Origin of the sequence: Roseicella aerolata (genome assembly GCF_020523605.1) — a bacterium.
Lineage (GTDB): Bacteria > Pseudomonadota > Alphaproteobacteria > Acetobacterales > Acetobacteraceae > Paracraurococcus > Paracraurococcus aerolatus.
Map to the genome: position 1 here is coordinate 53,010 of NZ_JAJAQI010000030.1, position 17,596 is coordinate 70,605.

At 72.7% G+C, this 17,596-nt stretch carries 20 protein-coding genes; 5 read left to right on the plus strand and 15 right to left on the minus strand.

Annotated elements, in window-relative coordinates:
• Positions 1-7: 7 nt before the first annotated feature.
• Together LHA35_RS18510 and LHA35_RS18515 are read right to left on the minus strand one after the other, a co-directional pair.
• Positions 8-1,300: an NAD(P)/FAD-dependent oxidoreductase gene (locus LHA35_RS18510; RefSeq protein WP_226610779.1), complete on the minus strand. Its 1,293-nt coding sequence runs from the start codon at positions 1,298-1,300 to the stop codon at positions 8-10.
• A 14-nt stretch (positions 1,301-1,314) separates the two neighbouring features.
• Positions 1,315-1,602, minus strand: coding sequence for a c-type cytochrome (locus tag LHA35_RS18515; RefSeq protein ID WP_226610780.1), 288 nt, complete (start codon positions 1,600-1,602; stop codon positions 1,315-1,317).
• Between the two features lie 157 nt (positions 1,603-1,759).
• On the opposite strand from LHA35_RS18515, the gene LHA35_RS18520 reads away from it, so the two are divergent.
• Genes LHA35_RS18520 through LHA35_RS18530 form a run of 3 tightly spaced genes read left to right on the plus strand, consistent with a single transcriptional unit; the run spans position 1,760 to position 3,053 of the window.
• On the plus strand, positions 1,760-2,149 hold the full coding sequence (locus LHA35_RS18520; RefSeq protein ID WP_226610782.1) for a c-type cytochrome: 390 nt from the start codon (positions 1,760-1,762) through the stop codon (positions 2,147-2,149).
• A gap of 11 nt (positions 2,150-2,160) precedes the next feature.
• Positions 2,161-2,556, plus strand: a complete 396-nt coding sequence (locus LHA35_RS18525) for a transcriptional regulator (protein ID WP_226610784.1) — start codon at positions 2,161-2,163, stop codon at positions 2,554-2,556.
• On the plus strand, positions 2,553-3,053 hold the full coding sequence (locus LHA35_RS18530) for a GlcG/HbpS family heme-binding protein (protein WP_226610786.1): 501 nt from the start codon (positions 2,553-2,555) through the stop codon (positions 3,051-3,053). The genes LHA35_RS18525 and LHA35_RS18530 overlap by 4 nt, the downstream gene beginning before the upstream one ends.
• A gap of 40 nt (positions 3,054-3,093) precedes the next feature.
• Here the strand turns inward: LHA35_RS18530 and LHA35_RS18535 are convergent, their stop codons facing one another.
• Both LHA35_RS18535 and LHA35_RS18540 read right to left on the minus strand, forming a co-directional pair.
• Positions 3,094-3,543, minus strand: a complete 450-nt coding sequence (locus LHA35_RS18535) for a DsrE family protein (RefSeq protein ID WP_226610788.1) — start codon at positions 3,541-3,543, stop codon at positions 3,094-3,096.
• Positions 3,543-5,120 carry a fused MFS/spermidine synthase gene (locus LHA35_RS18540; protein ID WP_226610790.1) on the minus strand — a complete coding sequence of 526 codons (1,578 nt, stop codon included), beginning with the start codon at positions 5,118-5,120 and terminating at the stop codon, positions 3,543-3,545. Before LHA35_RS18540 ends, LHA35_RS18535 begins: the two co-directional genes overlap by 1 nt.
• A gap of 56 nt (positions 5,121-5,176) precedes the next feature.
• On the opposite strand from LHA35_RS18540, the gene LHA35_RS18545 reads away from it, so the two are divergent.
• Complete coding sequence (locus LHA35_RS18545; RefSeq protein WP_226610792.1) at positions 5,177-5,854, plus strand: thioredoxin family protein; 678 nt, start codon at positions 5,177-5,179, stop codon at positions 5,852-5,854.
• Here the strand turns inward: LHA35_RS18545 and LHA35_RS18550 are convergent.
• The 11 genes from LHA35_RS18550 to LHA35_RS18600 form a co-directional block, all read right to left on the minus strand.
• Entirely contained in the window at positions 5,784-6,518 is a 735-nt protein-coding gene (locus tag LHA35_RS18550; protein WP_226610793.1) for a cytochrome c biogenesis CcdA family protein, read from the minus strand. The genes LHA35_RS18545 and LHA35_RS18550 overlap by 71 nt on opposite strands.
• 9 nt (positions 6,519-6,527) lie before the next feature.
• Positions 6,528-8,192, minus strand: coding sequence for a thiosulfohydrolase SoxB (soxB, locus tag LHA35_RS18555; RefSeq protein WP_226610795.1), 1,665 nt, complete (start codon positions 8,190-8,192; stop codon positions 6,528-6,530).
• 31 nt (positions 8,193-8,223) lie between these two features.
• Positions 8,224-9,030, minus strand: a complete 807-nt coding sequence (soxA, locus tag LHA35_RS18560) for a sulfur oxidation c-type cytochrome SoxA (protein WP_226610796.1) — start codon at positions 9,028-9,030, stop codon at positions 8,224-8,226.
• Between the two features lie 4 nt (positions 9,031-9,034).
• A complete protein-coding gene (gene soxZ, locus LHA35_RS18565; protein ID WP_226610798.1) occupies positions 9,035-9,367 on the minus strand; it encodes a thiosulfate oxidation carrier complex protein SoxZ in 333 nt (110 codons plus the stop codon).
• Between the two features lie 16 nt (positions 9,368-9,383).
• Positions 9,384-9,842: a thiosulfate oxidation carrier protein SoxY gene (gene soxY, locus LHA35_RS18570; RefSeq protein ID WP_226610800.1), complete on the minus strand. Its 459-nt coding sequence runs from the start codon at positions 9,840-9,842 to the stop codon at positions 9,384-9,386.
• Positions 9,843-9,865: 23 nt separating this feature from the next.
• Positions 9,866-10,345: a sulfur oxidation c-type cytochrome SoxX gene (soxX, locus tag LHA35_RS18575; protein ID WP_226610801.1), complete on the minus strand. Its 480-nt coding sequence runs from the start codon at positions 10,343-10,345 to the stop codon at positions 9,866-9,868.
• A gap of 5 nt (positions 10,346-10,350) precedes the next feature.
• A complete protein-coding gene (locus LHA35_RS18580) occupies positions 10,351-10,719 on the minus strand; it encodes a hypothetical protein (RefSeq protein ID WP_226610803.1) in 369 nt (122 codons plus the stop codon).
• Positions 10,719-12,047, minus strand: coding sequence for a sulfite oxidase (locus LHA35_RS18585; protein WP_226610805.1), 1,329 nt, complete (start codon positions 12,045-12,047; stop codon positions 10,719-10,721). The genes LHA35_RS18580 and LHA35_RS18585 overlap by 1 nt, the downstream gene beginning before the upstream one ends.
• Positions 12,048-12,092: 45 nt before the next feature.
• Positions 12,093-12,950: an anti-sigma factor family protein gene (locus tag LHA35_RS18590; RefSeq protein ID WP_226610807.1), complete on the minus strand. Its 858-nt coding sequence runs from the start codon at positions 12,948-12,950 to the stop codon at positions 12,093-12,095.
• A 10-nt stretch (positions 12,951-12,960) separates the two neighbouring features.
• Entirely contained in the window at positions 12,961-13,485 is a 525-nt protein-coding gene (locus tag LHA35_RS18595; protein WP_226610809.1) for a sigma-70 family RNA polymerase sigma factor, read from the minus strand.
• A 321-nt stretch (positions 13,486-13,806) separates the two neighbouring features.
• Positions 13,807-15,705: an AMP-dependent synthetase/ligase gene (locus LHA35_RS18600; protein ID WP_226610811.1), complete on the minus strand. Its 1,899-nt coding sequence runs from the start codon at positions 15,703-15,705 to the stop codon at positions 13,807-13,809.
• Positions 15,706-15,889: 184 nt separating this feature from the next.
• Here LHA35_RS18600 and LHA35_RS18605 point away from each other — a divergent pair.
• Positions 15,890-17,596, plus strand: a 1,707-nt coding sequence (locus LHA35_RS18605) for an AMP-binding protein (protein WP_226610813.1), incomplete at its 3' end; no start/stop codon positions are given.

Consider the following 17,596-nt stretch of genomic DNA (forward strand, 5'->3'; position numbering starts at 1 on the left):
CGCCGCCTCAGGCGATGCCGAACATGTCCTGGGTGATGCTCTCGTACCAGCCATCGGCGTAGAGCGCCTCCAGCCGGCGATGCTCCGCCGCGCGTTCGCCCAGCACGGCGGTGCGCGGGCTGATGCCGCCCGAGCCCGGCACCTCCTCCAGCCGCTGCGGCGTGCCGCGATACACGCCGACGATCGAGATCCCGTAGTCGGGCCCGACATGGCTGTAGCAGGTGTTGAAATAGGTGGCCGGCGGCGCCGCCCGTCCCGCCAGCGCGGCGGCGGCGCAGGCGACCGCGTGCTTGGCATGGGAATTCGCGGCGAAACCGGATTTCGGCATGGGTGCGGCGATGCAGGCGTCGCCGATGACGTGGATGTCCGGCACCAGCGCGGATTCCATGGTCGCCGGCTTCACCGGGCACCAGCCGGTCTCGTTGGCGAGCCCGGCCTCGCGCGCGATGCGCGCCGCCATCTGCGGCGGGATGACGTTGACGACATCGCCCTTCACCTTGTCGCCAAATTCCGTTTCTACCTCCATGGCAGCCGGATTCACCCGCACCACCCGCCCATCCTCGGAGGCGCCGCGCCATTCGACGATATCCGGATAGAGCTCCGCCCAGGCATCCTGGAAGAGCGGCTGCTTGGAGAAGCCGTTCTTGGCATCGAGCGCGATCAGCTTCGCCCGCGGCTTCGCCCGCTGCAGGTATTCCGCCACCATGCTGATGCGCTCATAGGGTCCGGGCGGGCAGCGGAAGGGATTGTCCGGGATCGTCATCACGAAGACGCCGCCCTCGGGCATCGCCTCCAGTTGCTTCTGCAGCACCGTGATCGGCTGCTGCGAGGGGATCCAGCCATGCGGCATGCGCGTCGCGGCCGCCTCGTCATAGCCCTCGACCGCGCCCCAGCGCAGGTCGATGCCCGGCGACATGATCAGCTTGTCATAGGGGATCTCCGCCCCGTCCGCGAGGCGCAGGCGCTTGCGCCCGGCATCCACGGCGGTCGCGCCCTGGTGCACCACGCGCACGCCGCGCGCCGCCAGGCGGTCATAGCCGAAGGTGATGCTCTCGATGTCGCGCCTTCCGGCAAGTACCAGGTTGCCATAGGGGCAGGTGGTGAAGCGCGGGCTGCGCTCCACCAGCGTGACCTCGAGATCCGGGTGGTGGTCGCGGGCGAAGCGCGCGGCGGAGGCGCCGCCGAAGCCGCCGCCGAGGATGACGAGGCGGCCGCCGCCCTGCTGGGCGCGGGCGAGGCGCGGGGCGGCGAGGACGCCGGCGGCCGCGGCGACGAGGAGGGCGCGACGCTGAATCGGCATGCTGCGGTCCTCCTTCAGTCGCGCGCCGCGTAATGCGCGGCAAGGGCGGCGATATCCTCATCGGAATAGCCGCGGGCGATGCGGCCCATCACCGTCGCCTCCCGCCGGTTCTCGCGGAAGTCGCGCAGGATGGCGGCGAATTCCGCGCGGCGATGCGTGGCCGCGATGGCCGGTATGCCATGCGACCCGCCACCCGAGACGCCATGGCAGCCCTGGCACGCGCCGGCGAGCAGCAGGCCGCGCTCCTGCGCGGCTGCCGGCATCGCCAGCATGGTCAGGGCCAGGATCGTCGCTTTGCGCATCCGGCCGTTCCTCCCTCCGGTTTCGCTTTACTTTCTTGGTGCGTGCGGCATTGTCATTGCGTCCAGGGTCCAGCCCAGCGTGTCCAGAGTGAGTGTCTGACGCACGACGGCGCAGTTTCATTCCCGTGCGCTTGCACGGTGAGGGAGGACCCGATCCATGGCATTCCGTACCGCCCTGCTTGCCGCGACCCTTGCCCTTGGCGCGCCCGGCCTCGCCCTGGCGCAGGACGCGGCGGCGGGGCAGCGCGTCTTCAACCAGTGCCGCGCCTGCCACACCGTGGACGCGGGGGGACGCAACGGCGTCGGCCCCAACCTGCACGGCGTCTTCGACCGCAAGGCGGGTAGCGTCGAGGGTTTCCGCTACTCCGCCTCGATGCGGGAGAAGGCGGAGGGCGGCCTCACCTGGACCGAGGAGAACCTGCGCGCCTACATCGCCAACCCCAAGGCGGTGGTGCCGGCCGGCTCCATGTCCTATGCCGGCCTCAGGAACGAGCAGCAGATGAACGACCTGATCGCCTATCTGCGCCAGGCGACCGGCGCGCGCTGAGGCCGGGGGCGATGCGCCGGCGCGGCCTCGTGCTGCTCGGGCTCGGGATGGCGATGCGCGCCGCCGGCGCGGCGGAGCTGCCCGTGGCGCAGTTCGTCATGCTCGAGCGGCACGACTGCCCTTGGTGCCGGCGCTGGCTGCGCGAGGTGGGAGAGGCGTCCTGGAACGCCTCCGACCTCGGCCGCCGCGCGCCGCTGCGCCGGGTGGATGTCGCGCAGGGGATGCCGGCCGACCTCGCCGGCTTCGCGCATTGGCGCTTCACCCCGACCTTCGTGCTGATGCAGGGCGGGCGCGAGCTCGGCCGCATCATCGGCTACCAGGGCGACCTGTTCTTCTGGCAGCAGGCCGAGGCGCTGCTGGCGAAGCTGCCGCCCGCGGACACCGCGAGGAAGGAGGAGACGCAATGAACAAGACGGCATGGATCCTGGGCGCCGCGCTGCTGGCCGCGGCGCCAGCGGCAGGGGCGCGGGAGGCGGATTTCATCACCTTCCGCGTGCTGGCGCCGCCGCTGGCGCTGGAGCTGGCGCAGGCCGCGCTGAAATCCTGCCACGACCGCGGCTTCCAGGTGGCGGTGGCGGTGGTGGACCGCTTCGGCGTGCCGCAGGTGGTGCTGCGCGACGCGCTGGCCGGCCCGCACACGCCCGAGACGGCGATCGCCAAGGCGCGCACCTCCGTCAGCTTCCGCGCGGCGACGGAAGAACTCTCCGCCGCCACCCAGGCCGGGCAGCTCAACTCCGCCATCCGCCACATCCAGGGATACATCTTCCTCGGCGGCGGCGTGCCGGTGGAAGGCGGCGGCTCCATCCTCGGCGGCATCGGCATCTCCGGCGCGCCGGGCGGGGCGGAGGACGATGCCTGCGCCCGCGCCGGCCTGCAGGCGATCGAGGACCGGCTCATGATGTAGGCTGGCCCGCGGCTGCCCTCCCCCCGCCTGGGGGAGGGCGTCAGGGCCGCAGGTGGATCCAGCCCATCAGCTGCCGCTCCACCACCTCCGGCAGGCCGTTCTGCACCACCTGCACGCCCTCCAGCACCGCCTCCGGCGCCAGGCCAAGCGTGTCGAGCGTGGCGCCGCAGGCCACGAATTCGATGCCATAGGCCTGTAGGCTCGCCACCCGCTCCGCCACCTGGCTCTCCTCCCGCAACAGGTGCCGGAGACCGGGGCCATAGGCGACGACCAGGATCTCAACCAGATCCTGGCCGTAGAAGCCCTGGATGTTGATGAGGTTGGAGAAGACCGCATTGGCCCGGGCCGGATCGGCCTCGGAGACCGAGACGACGATCCGCCGCGGCGCCTCCACCGTCGGCTTCGGCTCGGCCAGCGGCGTCTCCCGCACGCCGGCGGCGGCCAGGGGCATGGCAGCCAGCATCGCCAGCAGGGCGCGTCTTGCCCGCATCATCGTCCGCTTCCCTCCGCGCTCAGGATCAGGTGCGACATCAGCCGGTCCACCGGGGCGAAATCGTCCGTCAGCACCGGCACGCCCGCCGTGGCGATGCGCGCCGCGACGAATTCCGGCGGCAGCCGCGCCCAGCGCCGCTCCGGCCCGCGCCGCGCCGCGATGCGGCCGAAGGGTGTCGGCGCGTCGGAGGCGAGCAGCAGATAGGTCACGCGCCGTCCCGGCGCCTCGGCCATCTCCACCCAGACCTCCACCACCGGGAAGTCGAGAGCGAGGGTGCGCGCGAGCGCCAGCAGGAAGCGCGGCTGCCGCTTGTCCTCCATGACATTCGCCGCATAGGCGCCGCCAGGCCGGAGCCGCGCGCGCACCGCGCGGTGCCATTCGCGCGTGGCGAGATGCACCGGCATGGCGATGTCGTGGAAGGCATCGGCGAAGACCAGGTCGAATTGCGCCGCCGCGGGCAGGGCCTGCAGCGCCGGCCGGCCATCCGCGGCCAGGACCGTGAGCGCCGGGCTGTCCTCCAGCCAGAAGTCGCGGCGCGCGGCAGCGGCGACGGCGGGGTCCAGCTCGGCGACGGTGAACCGCCCCCCCGGATGGTCGGCGGCCCAGGCGCGCGGCAGGGTGAAGGCGCCGCCGCCGAGGAAGAAGGCCGCCGGCCGCTCCGGCAGGCCGCGCGCCGCCATCACCTCATCCACCAGATGCAGATAGGGCTGCACGAACAGCGTCGGCTCGTCCCGCACATTCGCGCCATGCGCGAGGTGGTCCAGCACCATCAGCCGCGCCGGCTGCCCGACCGCCTCCGCCAGGTCCACGCCACGGATGCAGAAATAGGCGCTCTCGGCCTCGCAGGGGCTGGCGAAGGCCGGCAGCCGCGCGAGGCCCGCCGGCAGCAGCAGCGCGGCCAACCCCGCCGCCGCGGCCGCGGGCAGCGCCGCGCGCCGCCGCGCCCAGGCCAGGGCGGCGCCGGCATGGCCGGCGGCCAGCAGCCCGTAGAGCCCGGCGCAGGCCAGCATGGTGGCCGTGGAGCCGAGCCAGGCGACGAAGAGGAAGCCGGCCGCCAGCGTACCGGCGATGGCGCCGAGCGCCGAGACGGCGAAGAGCCGCCCGAGCACCGGCCCCACCTGGCCCGGCGACGCCTCCTCCACCGCCAGCTTGGTGACGATGGGGGAGACGGTGCCGACCAGCAGGCTCGGCAGGAAGAAGGCGGCCAGCGAAAGGCCGAGGATGGCGGCGAGCGGGTGCACCCCCTCGCCCTCCAGCCAGGGCGCCGCCAGCCGCAGCGCCGGCACGGCCAGCAGCGTCGCTGCCGCACAGCCGCAGAGCAGCCAGCCGAGCCGCCGGTGCCCCATTTGCCGGTCGCACTCGGCGCCCGCCAGCCGCCCGCCCCACCAGTGGCCGAGCGAGAAGCCGCCCAGCACCACGGCGATGATCGCCGTCCAGGTATAGAGCGACATGCCGACATGCGGGGCCAGCAGGCGCCCGGCCACGATCTCCACCACCATCCCAAGGGCGGAGGCAAGCAGGATGGTCGCCGCATCGCCCAGCGCACAAAGGGCCGAGGGGCGCGTCGCGGTCATTGATCCGCGCCCCGCGCCGCGCGACATGTCGGGGAAACGCCGCGACGGAGGACGTCATGCACCGCGCCGCTACCAAGCCGCTCCCGCGCCGGGCGCTCGGGGCGCTGCTGCTGGGCGCGGCGCCCGCCGCCGCCGCGCCGGTGCGGACGGAGCAGGGCTATACCCAGGACTGGTTCGCCGAAAGCTTCCTCGACCTGCCCGAGGATTTGCGGGAGGCGACGGCGACCGGCCAGCGCCTCGCCGTGGTGTTCGAGCAGCGCGGCTGCCCCTATTGCGTCGAGATGCATACCGACCACCTGGTGGATCCCGCGATCGAGGGCTTCATCCGGCCGCGCTTCCGCCTGATCCAGCTCGACCTGCACGGCGCGCGGCGGGTGACGGATTTCGACGGGCAGGCGATGGAGGAGCGGCAGCTCGCCCGCCGCTGGCGCGTGACCTTCACGCCCACCATCGTCTTCCTCCCCGAAACCCTGCCGGCCCCGCCGCGCCCGGGGCGGGAGATCGAGGTGGCGCGCATGCCTGGCCTCATGAAGAAGCCGGAATTCCTCGGGCTCTTCACCTATGTGGCGGAGCATGGCTATGCCGACCGCACCGGCTTCCGGGCCTGGTGGGAGCAGCGCGGCCCGGCCTGCGAGGTGGCGCCGGAGCCGGCGCCGCCGCCCGTCACCCAAAGCGCCCCAGCCCCGGCCAGCGCTCCAGCATCCATGCCCCAATCTCCTGAAAACTGCCCGTGAGCACGAGGACGCCCGTCAGCACCAGCAGCCCGCCGGCGGTGAGCTCCACCGCCCGGTAATGGCGCCGGAAGCGGCCGACGAAGCGCAGGAAGGGCGTGATGAAGGCAGCGGCCAGCAGGAAGGGGATGCCGATCCCGAGGGCATAGGCGAAGAGCAGCGTGGCCCCTTCCGCCACCCCCTCGCTGGCTGCGGCGATGGTGAGGATGCCCGCCAGCACCGGCCCGACGCACGGCGTCCAGCCGAAGGCGAAGGCCAGGCCGACGACATAGGCGCCGAGCGGCGAGACCGGCTTCTCCCGCGTCTGAAAACGCTTCTCGGCGTTCAGCGCGCCGATCCGCAGCAGGCCCGCGACATGCAGGCCGAAGAGGATCAGCACCCCGCCGGCGACGATCGCCAGCGTGTCGAGATGCTCGGCGAAGAGCTGCGACAGGACGCTGGCCGTCGCGCCGAGCAGGGTGAAGACGGTGGCGAAGCCGAGGACGAAGAAGAGCGCGGCCAGCAGCACGCGGCCACGGTCCGGCGCCTCCGCGACGGGGCCGCCCGGCGCCGCGCGCAGCGTCACCCCGCCGAGGAAGCCGAGATAGGGGATGACCAGCGGCAGCACGCAGGGGCTGAGGAAGGAGAGCATCCCCGCCAGCACCGCGCCGGCATGGCCGACCTGCATCGGCGCGCCTCATGCCCCCTTGAGCCGGAGGTGCCGGTTCGGCTCGACACGCACCGGCCCTTCGGAGAGGTGGCGCATCACCACCTCCCAGATCGGCGGGCCCTCGGTCCCCTCGTTCACCGAGGCCCAGCCGGCGACGCTGTACTCCCGCGCGGCCTCGAGGGGCTGGCCGGTGCGCAGCAGGGTCAGATCCTGCACCCGCTGCCCCGCCGGCGCCGCGACGTCGAGCGTCCAGCCGAGGCCGCCGACGCGCACCATGTCGCCGCCCTGCTGGTAGTAGGGGTCGGGGTTGAACAGGTTGTCGGCGACATCCTCCAGGATGAGCTTGATCTGCTCCCCCTTCATCGTCATGCGGTAGGCCGCCGGGTAGGTGATGGCGGTATGGGCCCAGACATCCTCGGCGGTGATGTCGCTGCCCGGCAGCAGGCTGTAGCCCCAGCGGAAGCCGGGGGAGAGCGCGACCTCCGCATCCCGCTGGCGCATCAGCGCGGCGCAGATCATGTCGTCCATGGTGCCGTTCAGGTTGCCGCGGCGGGTCAGCAGGCTCTCCGTCCGGCCGACCACGCGGGCGAGCTCGGCGGCATGCGGCGCGCGCAGCTTCCGGACCAGCGCCGCGGTCTCGGCATCCGGCCGGATGCTCCCGGCGAAGACCGGGATCAGGGCATGGCGGAACTCCGCGACGCGGCCGCCCTCCACCCGCAGATCGAGGCGGGAGATGAATTTGCCGTGGCAGCCGCTGGCGACCAGCAGGGTGTCGCCGACCTTCAGCGGCTCCGGCAGCGCGTCATGGGTGTGGCCGGTCAGGATGACGTCGATGCCCGGCACGCGGGCGGCGAGCTTGCGGTCCACGTCGAAGCCGTTGTGGGAGAGCAGCACGACGAGCTGCGCCCCCTCCTCCCGCGCCGCCTGCACGCGCTTCGCCAGCGCCTCCTCCTTGATCCCGAAGGACCAGTCGGGGATCAGCCAGCGCGGGTTGGCGATGGGCGTGTAGGGGAAGGCCTGGCCGATCACCGCCACCTTCACCCCGCCGCGCTCGAAGGTCTTCGTGTGCTCGAAGACATCCTCGTTCCATTCATTGTCCTGGACGTTGCCGGCCAGGAAGGGGCAGGGCATGGCGGCCACCAGCTCCTTCACCCGCTCGGCGCCATAGGTGAACTCCCAATGGCCGGTGGTGGCCTCGGCGGTCAGTGCGCGCAGCGCCTCCACCATGTCGGCGCCCCGGCTCTGCAGGCTGGTCCAGCTTCCCTGCAGCGTGTCGCCGCCATCGAGGACGATGGTGTTGCCCGGCCGTTCCGCCCGGATCGCCTTGATGAGGGTGACGATGCGGTCGAGCCCGCCCATCGGGCCATAGGCGCGGGCCAGCCGCTCGAAATCCAGGTTGGTCAGCGCATGCGCCATGGGCGTGCCGGCGGCGATGCGGTACTGCGCCAGCAGCGCCTCCCCGGTCAGGTGCGGCACCTGCCCGCGCGCCTCGCCCACGCCGACATTCAGCGTCGCCTCGCGGAAATGCATCGGGACCAGTTGCGCATGCAGGTCGGTCACATGCACCAGCGTCACCTGGCCGAGCGGCGCGAAGCGCAGCAGCGCCTCCTGGCTCGGCCGGTCCTGGGCATGGGCGGCGCCGGCCGCGGCCAGGGCGGCGGTGGCGGCCATCAGGTCGCGGCGGGTGATCATGCCTTGCGTTCCTCCCCGGCCCGCGCGCCGCTCAGCGGCGGACGGCGGGCGTCTCCACCGGCAGGCCCTGGGCGCGCCAGGCGAGGTAGAATTCGAGGTTGGTAAACTCCTCCCCGCCCATCGGCGGCGCCTGCCCGCGCACATCGTTGACGCAGCCCTGCAACCGGTACTGCAGGCTGATCACCCGCTGTTCCTTCAGCCGGTAGGTGGGGAAGCCGTTGCTCATCCCCTGGCTAAGCAGGTCGGCGCGGAGGTGCCGGCCGAAATTATCCTCGTGGCAACTGCCGCAGCGCATATCGAGCTGGCCGCGCCGCGTGTTGTAGAAGTCCTCGCCCTTGTCGAAGAAGGGCCGCGCCGGGCCGGAGATGTCCACCTGCACCGGCATGCCGCGCGACTGCAGGCCGAGATAGGTGGTCATGGCGTTCAGCGGGCGGCTGTCGATCCGCAGCGGCGGGGCGCCCATATTCTCCTCGCGGCAAATGTTCACCCGCTGCTCCAGCGTGACGACGCGGCCCTTCTTCGCGTCGAAGGCCGGGTAGCGGGCGCGCACGCCCTTCATGCTCTCCGCCGCGTCGCCATGGCAGGAGGCGCAGGACTTGCCGGCCGAGCCCTCCGCATGGCTCCAGGCCCGCTCCCCTTCCTCCACCCAGAGGAAGGCGGGGTTCTGGAAATCGTCGTCCTGGATCTCCAGCGTCTCCGGCGTGGCGAAGTGGCGGCCGGATTGCGGGTCGGGGATGGCCCGCTGAGGCTCCCCGCCGCCCTGGGCCAGGGCGGCGACGGCCAGGCCGAGCAGCGCCACCCCGCCGCCGGCCAGCCCCGCGAGATGGCGCGCGCGCATGGCGTCAGGCCAGTTTCAGCTCGGCGGTCGACTTGCGCTCCTCGCCGGCGTCGTTGGTCCAGGTGAATTCGAAGCTGCCCGCCTTCTCCACCTTGAAGGGGAAGGCGATGTAGGGATTGGCCGAGATCGCCGTCGCCAGGTCCATGGCGAAGACTTCCTGCCCGTCGAATTTGGCGACGAAGCGCTTGATGATGTCGCGCGGGATGGTCTTGCCTTCCTGGTCGCGCCGGTTCCCCGTCTCCATGACATGGGAGATCAGGGTGCGGATCTCGATGATCTCGCCGGCCTTGGCGCTGGCCGGCAGGCGCACGCGGGGCTGTCCGATGGGGGCTGCCATGCTCCTGTCTCCTCTCTCAGCCGCCGCAGCCGCCGATGGTGACCTTCACCTCGGTGCGGGCCATGTAGAAGCTGCCATCGCTCATCTGCGCGACCGCGATCACGTCCTGGGTCTGGCCGAGCCGCATGCGGGTATCCGCCTGGGCGCGGCCGAGCGCCGGGGTGAAGTGGAAGGTGGCGACATCCGGCGTCGGGTTCTTGTCGGCGAAGATCCAGACGGTCTTGACGTGGTCCGCCGCGGTCATCGGGCTGTCCACCGTGACGGTGATCGGCACGGTGTTGCCGTTCTCCGCGATCGGCGGCAGCCGAAGCGTCACGCGGCCCTCCTGCGGCTCCTTGCCGCCGGTCGCCTTGCGCACCGCCTCGGCCGTCGCGGCCTGCATCTGCGCCCCCGCGGCGCGCGGCAGGGTGGTGACCACCGCCATGCCGGCGGCGGCGGCCAGCAGGTGGCGGCGCCGCATCCCCATGCTCGTCATCCTCGCTCCTCCGATCGTTTGCGTCATTTCAGGGTCAGCAGGAAGGCAAGGACATCCTCGACCTCCTGCGCCTCCAGGATGGGCTTGCCGGCGAATTCGCGGCGCACGTCGCGCAGCCCCTCCACCTTGTAATAGGCGGGCATGTTGCTCTCGGGGTTGATCCGCTTGCTGTCGACGAGGCGCAGCCGCAGCTCACCCGCGTTGTACCGCCCGCCGACGCCCGCGAGCGGCGGGCCGAGATTGCCCTGGAAGTCGGCCCGCAGCGGCATCTCGTGGCAGGTGACGCAATTGCCCTTCGAGCGGTCGAGGGCGATCGCCCGGCCGCGCTGCGGATCGCCCGGCTTGTCGGTGAGGGGGCGGGGGATCGCATCCTCCACGACCTCATAGGGCAGAAGCGTCGCCGCCGGTGCCGCGCCGGTGGCGAGCAGCAGCGCCACGGCGAGCAGTACGCCGTGCCGGCGGCGCGCGGGGGATGGGGGCAGGCCGGGCCGCGGATCGCGCATGCGCCTCAATCCGTCAGGAAGGGGTTGCCGGCCCGCCGCCGGCCGGCGGCGGAGGCCGGGAACTGCGCCGCGAGATAATCCACGATCTGCCGCCGCTGCTCGCCCTCCAGCGGGTTCATCCCGTGCTTTTCCGTCATCCAGTCCATCAGGTCGTCCCATTGCTGGCGGCTGAGGCGGGAGCGGCGGATGATCGCGGTGCCGTGGCAGGCGGTGCAGGTGTAGAAGACCTCCTCCCGCGCCTCCCCGGGCGGCAGCGCCTCCGGCGTCTCCGCCGTCTGGGTGATGTCGGCGGCCGTTGCCTGCGCCCGCGCCTCCGGCGCCTCGGCCAGGCCGAGCGCCAGCAGCAGGCTGGGCAGGAGCGCGCGGCCGCGCATCAGCCGACCAGCACCGCGATGCGGCTCAGCGGGTTGGCGCCGTAGCCCTGCGGGTTCCAGTTGCCGGCGGCATGCGGCTGCATCCGCCCCTCGCTGTCGGTCGCGCGGTACCAGACCTCGTAGTAGCCGTCCGCGGGCAGGGCGAGGCTCGCCGTCCAGCGCTGCCAGGCATGGCGGTTGGCGGGCGCCGCCACCAGCGCCTCCTGCCAGGTGGCGCCGTAATCGGTGGAGACATGCACGGCCCGCACGGTCTGGTCGCCCGCCCAGGCGAAGCCGCGCACATCCAGGCTGCGCGTGCCGGCGGGCAGCCGCGTGCCATGCGCGACATTGGTGAGGATGGAGCGAACCGGCATGGATTCCATGTCCGCGAAGTCCCGGCCGTCGTTCCGGCTGCCCGGGACGATCGGCCGCACCGGCATGCGGTAGGAGGTGCCGCCCATTCCCGCGCCGGTATGCGGCCTGTCCAGCACCGTGATGCGGGTCAGCCATTTCTGGCTGAGCGAGCCGGGCCAGCCCGGCACCAGCAGCCGCACCGGCGCGCCATGGAGGTGCGGGATCGGCTGGCCGTTCATCCGCAGCGCGACCAGCGTGTCCTCCTCCAGTGCCTTCTCGATGCGCATGCCGCGGCTGATGGCCTGCCGGTTCGGGTCGCCCGAGAGATGCGGGTCGGCGCCGAAATGCCCGGTATGCTTCGCGCCCTCCTTCATGCCGGCGGCCTGCAGCAGGTCGCGCAGCCGCACGCCGGTCCATTCGGCGCAGGAGATGGCGCCGTTGCCCCACTGGTTGCCGCGCGTCTCCGGGCTGAAGGCGGCGCGGCCATTGCCGCCGCATTCCATTTGCAGCCGCCGCGTCACCAGCGGGAAGCGCTGCTCCATCTCGCCGAGGGTGAGTTCGAGCGGCGCGTTCACCTCGCCGTCGATCCGCAGCTTCCAGGCCTTCGGGTCGCCCGGGAAGGGCTCCGGGATCTGGCCGTTCATGCGGATGAAGAATTTGTCGGCCGGCGTCACCTCGTCATCCAGCAGGTGCTCGGGCGTCTCGGCGACCAGCGGCCGCTCGCCCAGGATGATGAGCGGCGCCTTGCCCTCCATGCGCAGCAATTTCGGCCCGTCGCCGCCGGCCGGCGTGGCTTGCGCCAGCGCGGCCGGCACCAGCCCCGCGGGCATCCGCCCCGCGAAGGGGATCGCGGTGCCGAGTGCGGCGCCCATGGCGGCCAGCGCGCCGCCCTTGAGCGCGCCGCGGCGGCCCCAGACCAGCGCATCCGCGCGCTCCGGATCCGCGCGGTAGAGTTCCTGCAGGCCCCGCTCCGGCCGTCCGATCCTCGTCTTCAACCCGGCTTCCTCCCTGTTCTTGCTTGGATGGTTTCCGCCTCCGGCTCAGCCGATGCAGACCCGCGGCGTCTCGGCACGGGCGATGAGTTGCTCCGCCGGCGGGGGTTTCGGCCCGGCGCGCACCTCGCGTTCGGCCAGGAAGGCGATGCCACGCAGTTCGCTGCGCGGCAGCGTGGCGGTCACGGCGTAGCCGCGGCGGCCGTCGAACCAGTAATAGGTCACGCGCCCGCCCGGATGGTCGGTGCAGCGCAGCTTGTCGGCCGGCCGGTCCGGCACCGGACGCATGTAAAAGGAGAGCCGCGTGTCACTGCCGATGCGCTCATAGGTCACCTGCACCGCGGGGCCCTCCGCCGTCGGCAGCAGATGCGCATCGCGCGGCCGGAAGCCGGCCGCCAGCAGGTCCGGCACCACCACCGGCTCGTCGAGTTGCCCGGCCAGCCAGGTCGCCAGGTCCTCCGCCGCGGAGGCGACGGCCTGGCTGGGCTGGCGCGCGCCGGCGGCGAAGATCCGGTGCGCCTCCGCCGCCTCCGCCATGGGGGGCGGCGCGCCCGGCACGCCGCCCGAAGCCAGGTTGCCATGTGCCAGCCAGCCGGCACCGGCGCCGGTCAGCAGCAGCAGCACCGCCGCCGCCGCCATCCGCCACTGCCGCAGCCGCCGGGCGCGCAGCCCGGCCCGGACATGCGCGACGCGCAGGCGCGCCGGGATCGGCTCGGCCGCCCTGGGCGCGAGGGCGGCGCGCAGCGCATCCCGCTGCGCGGTGAAGGCCCGCACCCGCGCCGCCGCCTCCGGATGCTGCTCCAGCCAGGCGCGCACCATGGCGAGGCGCGCGGCATCCAGCCGCTCATCCACATAGGCGTGCAGGTCGTCCTCGCCGATCGGGGGCTGGTCGCGGAGGTCGGTCATCGGCCGTCCCCTACCCCACCACGCGCAGCCGGGCGCCGGCCGCGGGAGTATCGCCGCCCTCCTCGGTCAGCCGGCGGAGCCGTTCGCGGCCGCGGCTGAGCCGCGACATCACGGTGCCGACCGGCACGCCGAGGACGCGCGCCGTCTCCTCGTAGCCGAGCCCCTCCACGCCGACGAGCAGCAGGATCGCCCGCTGCTCCTCCGGCAGCGCGTCGAGATGCCGCAGCACCTCGGTGAATTGCACGGCGTGGTCCGGCGCATCCTGGGGCGTCGCCTGTTCTGCCAGGCCGGCGATCTCGCCGAGCAGCCGGGCCCGGCGTGCCTCCCGGCGGCGCCCATCGATATGGGTGTTGTACAGAATCGTGAACAGCCATGCCTTCAGATCGCCTTCGGCCCTGCGGAGGTGCCAACTGCCGAGTGCCCTCTCCAGGGAGTCCTGGACCAGATCGTCCGCCGCGTGCCTGTCGCGCAGGAGCGAGAAGGCGAAGCGCCGAAGCGCAGGGATCGTCGCCTCGATGCGCGCATCGCGGTCCATCTGGCTCGCGTCCTCTCGCACGGATATCCCGGCTGGCAATTGTCTGGTCCGTTTCCTCGGCCATGAGACGCCGGGCCGCGGCGGTTTATTCCCCGGCGCGGCGCCTGCCCTGGCGATCGCGGCCGGCCGGGATCCGATCGGCCGGCCCCGGTATCGGCACCAGTATCGGCACCCCGGCCGGCCGCCATGCCTCACCTTGCGTGCAGGGTGGTCCCGGGCGGGGCCGGTCGCGTCAGGCACGCCGATCACCCCATGCCGGGATCGGTCTGGCATTCAGGCCCGAACGCCGATGCGGGGCTGGTCATTCGCCGCAGGGCAGGGTCACGCTCCGGGGTGCCCAGGCCTTTGCGCATTCTGCTCCGGGCCCGGCGGCCTGCCGCCTGCACCCCCGCCCTCGAAACCGGGATGGCCCTGGTACAGCGCGGCGATCTCCGCCGCGAAACGGGCCTCGAGCCGCGGGCGCCGCGGCTTGAGCGTCGGCGTCAGCAACCCCTCGGCGATCGTCCAGGGCTGCAGCGAGAGGCTGACCGCCCGCACCTGCGCATGATCGGGGAATGGCCTGAGCGCCGCCGCCACCCGCCCGAGCACGGCGGCCACTGCCGCGCCGGCCCGCAGCGAGGCCGGCTCATCGGCCGGGAGCCCGAGCCGGCGCGCGAGGTCCATCCAGGCTGCACTGCGAAGCACGAGCAGCGCGACCAGGAAGGGCTTCCCCTCGCCCAGCACCACCACCTGCTCGACCAGCGGATCAAGGCCGATGGCGGTTTCGAGATCCGTCGCCGGAACCTTCTCTCCCGTCGAGGTGACGAGGATGTCCTTCAACCGGCCGCGGATCAGGATCCGCCCGTCCTGGCGGATGACGCCGATATCGCCGGTGTGCAGCCAGCCGTCGGGATCGATGGCCGCCCGCGTCCGCTCCGGCTGGTTCCAGTAGCCGAGCATGAGGCCCGGCCCGCGGACCAGCAATTCGTCGTCGCGGCCGAGCGAAACCTCGATGCCCCGCAATGGCGGGCCGACCGTGCCGGGGGTCGGATGCGCCGCGCTGTCGCCCGTCACGGCCGAGGAGGCCTCGGTCAGCCCATAGCCCTCGACGAGGGGCAGGCCGAGCGCGGTGAGGGCGCGGGCCACCTGCGCCGGCATCGGCGCCCCGCCGCTGACGGCCATCCGCAGCCGGCCGCCGAGCCGGCCGAGCAGCCGCGCCGAAACCAGGCGCCGCAGCACCGCCCATTGCAGCCGCGCCCAGGGGCCGGGCCGCGGCCCCCGGCCCTGCGCCGCCGCGAAGCGGTCCTGGCCCAGCGCCTCGGCCCGGCCGAGCAGCGCCGCCGCCAGCCGGCTCCGCGCCGCCTTCGCCCGGATGGCGGCGTAGAGCCGTTCATAGATCCGCGGCACGCCCAGCAGCACCGTCGGCCGTGCGGTCAGGAGGTCCTCGGCGAGTTGCTCGATCGAGCGGGCATAGACCACCTGGCCGCCGGACATGATCGGCAGATAGTAGCCGACCACGCGCTCGAAGCTGTGGGCGAGCGGAAGATAGGAGAGGAAGACGTCGTCCCGAAGGCCCGGATTGCGTTCGAGCACGGCCTCGGCGACGAACAGGATGCCGCGGTGCGACAGCATCACTCCCTTCGGCGCGCCCGTGGTGCCGGAGGTGTAGATGAGGGTGGCAAGGCCGTCGGGATCCCCGGCCTGGTCGGGCGCGTCGCTGCCCTGCGCGGGCAGCCAGTCCGCGACGGCCACCAGGTCCGCCGCCCTGCCGCCGCGCAGGCAGAGGATGGTGCGCAGCGCGGGGATCGCCGCCCGCCGCGCGGCAATCGGGCGCCATTGCGCCTCGCCCTCCAGCAGCAGCAGCCGGGCACCGGAATCGGCCAGCCCATGGAGCAGGCCCTCCGTGCTGTCCGTGGTGTAGAGCGGCACCACGACCAGGCCCGCCGCGAGCGCCGCCTGGTCGAAGCAGACCCATTCGACGCAGTTCCGCAGCAGGATGGCGACGCGGTCGCCGGGCTGCAGCCCTTCCCGTTCCAGGCCGGCGCGCCAGCGCGCCATCCGGGCCTGGATGTCGCGCCAGCGCTGCGCGCGCCACTGGCCGCTGCCGCTGTCGAATTCCGTATAGGCCGCCGCGTCGGGGCTGCGTGCGACCCGGGCGCGGAACAGCCCGGGCAGCGTTCCCGCCTGGGCGGCGGAAATCTCATCGGCGGGCTCCGCCGCCACGGATGGGTGCCGTGCCATGGGCGCCTCCCCCTCGCCCGCAGCCTGCCATGCCCGCGCGTGCCTGGCCGGCGAAACGCTCTGCCGCGGCAGATCGTGAAGAGCGGGAGCGCGGCTTTCGGCTGCCAATGTCGGCGCAACTGCGGCAGGCCTTGCCGCACGGACAGGGGGCGCGCGCATGGCACGGGCAGGCAGGGCTGCGCCGGTGGCAACGGCACCCGGGAGCGACACGCGGAGCGCCGCGGCGGCGGATGCGCTGACGGCCGAACTCCTCGCCATGCTCCATGCCCTGGCGCTGGAGTTGCAGCCTCGCCTTGCGGGAAGGCTGGTGGTGTCGCTCGACAGCGACCTCGACCGCGATCTCGGGCTCGACAGCCTCGGGCGGGCGGAACTCCTGCTTCGGCTCGGCCGCCGCTTCGGCGTGCGCCTGCCGGAAAGCCTGCTGGGCGAGGCGCATACGCCGGGCGATCTGCTGGCGGCCCTGCGCGCGGCGCGGCCGGCGGATGTGGCGCAGGCCCGGGGGAAGGCGCCCCCCCTGCCGGGGCTGCCGCCGGTGCCGGAGCCGGTGCGGGCGACGACGCTCATCGAGGTGCTGGCGGCGCATGTCGGCCAGCGGGAAGAGCGCGTGCACCTCCGGCTCTGGCGCGGTGACGGGCAGGAGGAGCCGGTCACCTATGGTGCGCTCGACCAGGCGGCGCGCCGCATCGCCGCCGGCCTGATCAAGCGGGATCTCAGGCCCGGCGAGCGCGTCGGCCTGATGCTGCCGACCGAGCCGGGCTTCTTCCCGGCCTTCCTCGGCGTGCTGCAGGCCGGCGCCATCCCGGTGCCGATCTACCCGCCCGCCCGGCCCCGCCAGATCGAGGAGCATCTCCGCCGCCAGTCGGGCATCCTCCGCAATGCCGAGGCGAGCTTCCTGATCACCAACGAGCAGGTCGACACCGTCGGCCGGATGCTCGGTGGGCTGGTTTCCTCGCTCCGCAAGGTGGCGACCGTCGCGGAGCTCGGCGAGGCCCTGCCGCTCGCCGAGCCGCTTCCCGCCACGCCCGACACGACGGCACTGATCCAGTACACCTCCGGCAGCACCGGCGACCCGAAAGGCGTCGTGCTCTCACATGCCAACCTGCTCGCCAATATCCGCAGCATGGGGCAGGCGCTGGAAGCGTCCTCGGCCGATGTCGTGGTGAGCTGGCTGCCGCTCTACCACGACATGGGGCTGATCGGCTGCTGGCTCGGCAGCCTCTACTACGGCGCGCCGGCGGCGATCATGCCGCCGCTCGCCTTCCTGGCCGATCCGGCACGCTGGCTCTGGGCGATCCACCGCCATCGCGGGACCATCTCGGCCGCGCCCAATTTCGCCTATGAGCTCTGCCTGAAATCCGTGCGCGACCGGGATATCGAGGGACTCGACCTTTCCTCCCTGCGCCGCCTGGCCAATGGCGCCGAGCCGGTGAGCCCCGCCACCATCGCCCGCTTCGCGCAGCGCTTCGCGGCCCATGGCTTCCGGCCGGAGGCCATGGCGCCGGTCTACGGCCTGGCGGAGAGCGCGGTGGCGCTGGCCTTCCCGCCCGCCGGGCGCGGCCCGCTGATCGACCTGATCAACCGCGATGCGCTGCAGCTGCGGGGAATCGCGCAGCCGGTGCCGCCCGGCACGCCGCATGCCCTGGAACTCGTCGCCTGCGGCCAGCCGATCCCAGGGCACGAGATCCGGATCGTGGACGAGACCGGCCGCGAGCTGCCCGAGCGGCATGAGGGAAGGCTGCAGTTCAGGGGGCCCTCCGCGACCGCCGGATATTTCCGGTATTCGGTAGCAGTCACACCTCACGGCCCCGCGCGTAGCCGCGGCTACCACCCTAAAATCTCCCGGAATTTGGGAGGTTCAACGCATGAACGAGTTCGTGCTGCCCGGCTTGGT

Bases quoted from the DNA above. Each gene is read 5' to 3' on its own strand.
- LHA35_RS18510 (WP_226610779.1), bottom strand. From the start codon at position 1,300: ATGCCGATTCAGCGTCGCGCCCTCCTCGTCGCCGCGGCCGCCGGCGTC.
- LHA35_RS18515 (WP_226610780.1), bottom strand. From the start codon at position 1,602: ATGCGCAAAGCGACGATCCTGGCCCTGACCATGCTGGCGATGCCGGCA.
- LHA35_RS18520 (WP_226610782.1), top strand. From the start codon at position 1,760: ATGGCATTCCGTACCGCCCTGCTTGCCGCGACCCTTGCCCTTGGCGCG.
- LHA35_RS18525 (WP_226610784.1), top strand. From the start codon at position 2,161: ATGCGCCGGCGCGGCCTCGTGCTGCTCGGGCTCGGGATGGCGATGCGC.
- LHA35_RS18530 (WP_226610786.1), top strand. From the start codon at position 2,553: ATGAACAAGACGGCATGGATCCTGGGCGCCGCGCTGCTGGCCGCGGCG.
- LHA35_RS18535 (WP_226610788.1), bottom strand. From the start codon at position 3,543: ATGCGGGCAAGACGCGCCCTGCTGGCGATGCTGGCTGCCATGCCCCTG.
- LHA35_RS18540 (WP_226610790.1), bottom strand. From the start codon at position 5,120: ATGACCGCGACGCGCCCCTCGGCCCTTTGTGCGCTGGGCGATGCGGCG.
- LHA35_RS18545 (WP_226610792.1), top strand. From the start codon at position 5,177: ATGCACCGCGCCGCTACCAAGCCGCTCCCGCGCCGGGCGCTCGGGGCG.
- LHA35_RS18550 (WP_226610793.1), bottom strand. From the start codon at position 6,518: ATGCAGGTCGGCCATGCCGGCGCGGTGCTGGCGGGGATGCTCTCCTTC.
- soxB (WP_226610795.1), bottom strand. From the start codon at position 8,192: ATGATCACCCGCCGCGACCTGATGGCCGCCACCGCCGCCCTGGCCGCG.
- soxA (WP_226610796.1), bottom strand. From the start codon at position 9,030: ATGCGCGCGCGCCATCTCGCGGGGCTGGCCGGCGGCGGGGTGGCGCTG.
- soxZ (WP_226610798.1), bottom strand. From the start codon at position 9,367: ATGGCAGCCCCCATCGGACAGCCCCGCGTGCGCCTGCCGGCCAGCGCC.
- soxY (WP_226610800.1), bottom strand. From the start codon at position 9,842: ATGACGAGCATGGGGATGCGGCGCCGCCACCTGCTGGCCGCCGCCGCC.
- soxX (WP_226610801.1), bottom strand. From the start codon at position 10,345: ATGCGCGATCCGCGGCCCGGCCTGCCCCCATCCCCCGCGCGCCGCCGG.
- LHA35_RS18580 (WP_226610803.1), bottom strand. From the start codon at position 10,719: ATGCGCGGCCGCGCGCTCCTGCCCAGCCTGCTGCTGGCGCTCGGCCTG.
- LHA35_RS18590 (WP_226610807.1), bottom strand. From the start codon at position 12,950: ATGACCGACCTCCGCGACCAGCCCCCGATCGGCGAGGACGACCTGCAC.
- LHA35_RS18595 (WP_226610809.1), bottom strand. From the start codon at position 13,485: ATGGACCGCGATGCGCGCATCGAGGCGACGATCCCTGCGCTTCGGCGC.
- LHA35_RS18600 (WP_226610811.1), bottom strand. From the start codon at position 15,705: ATGGCACGGCACCCATCCGTGGCGGCGGAGCCCGCCGATGAGATTTCC.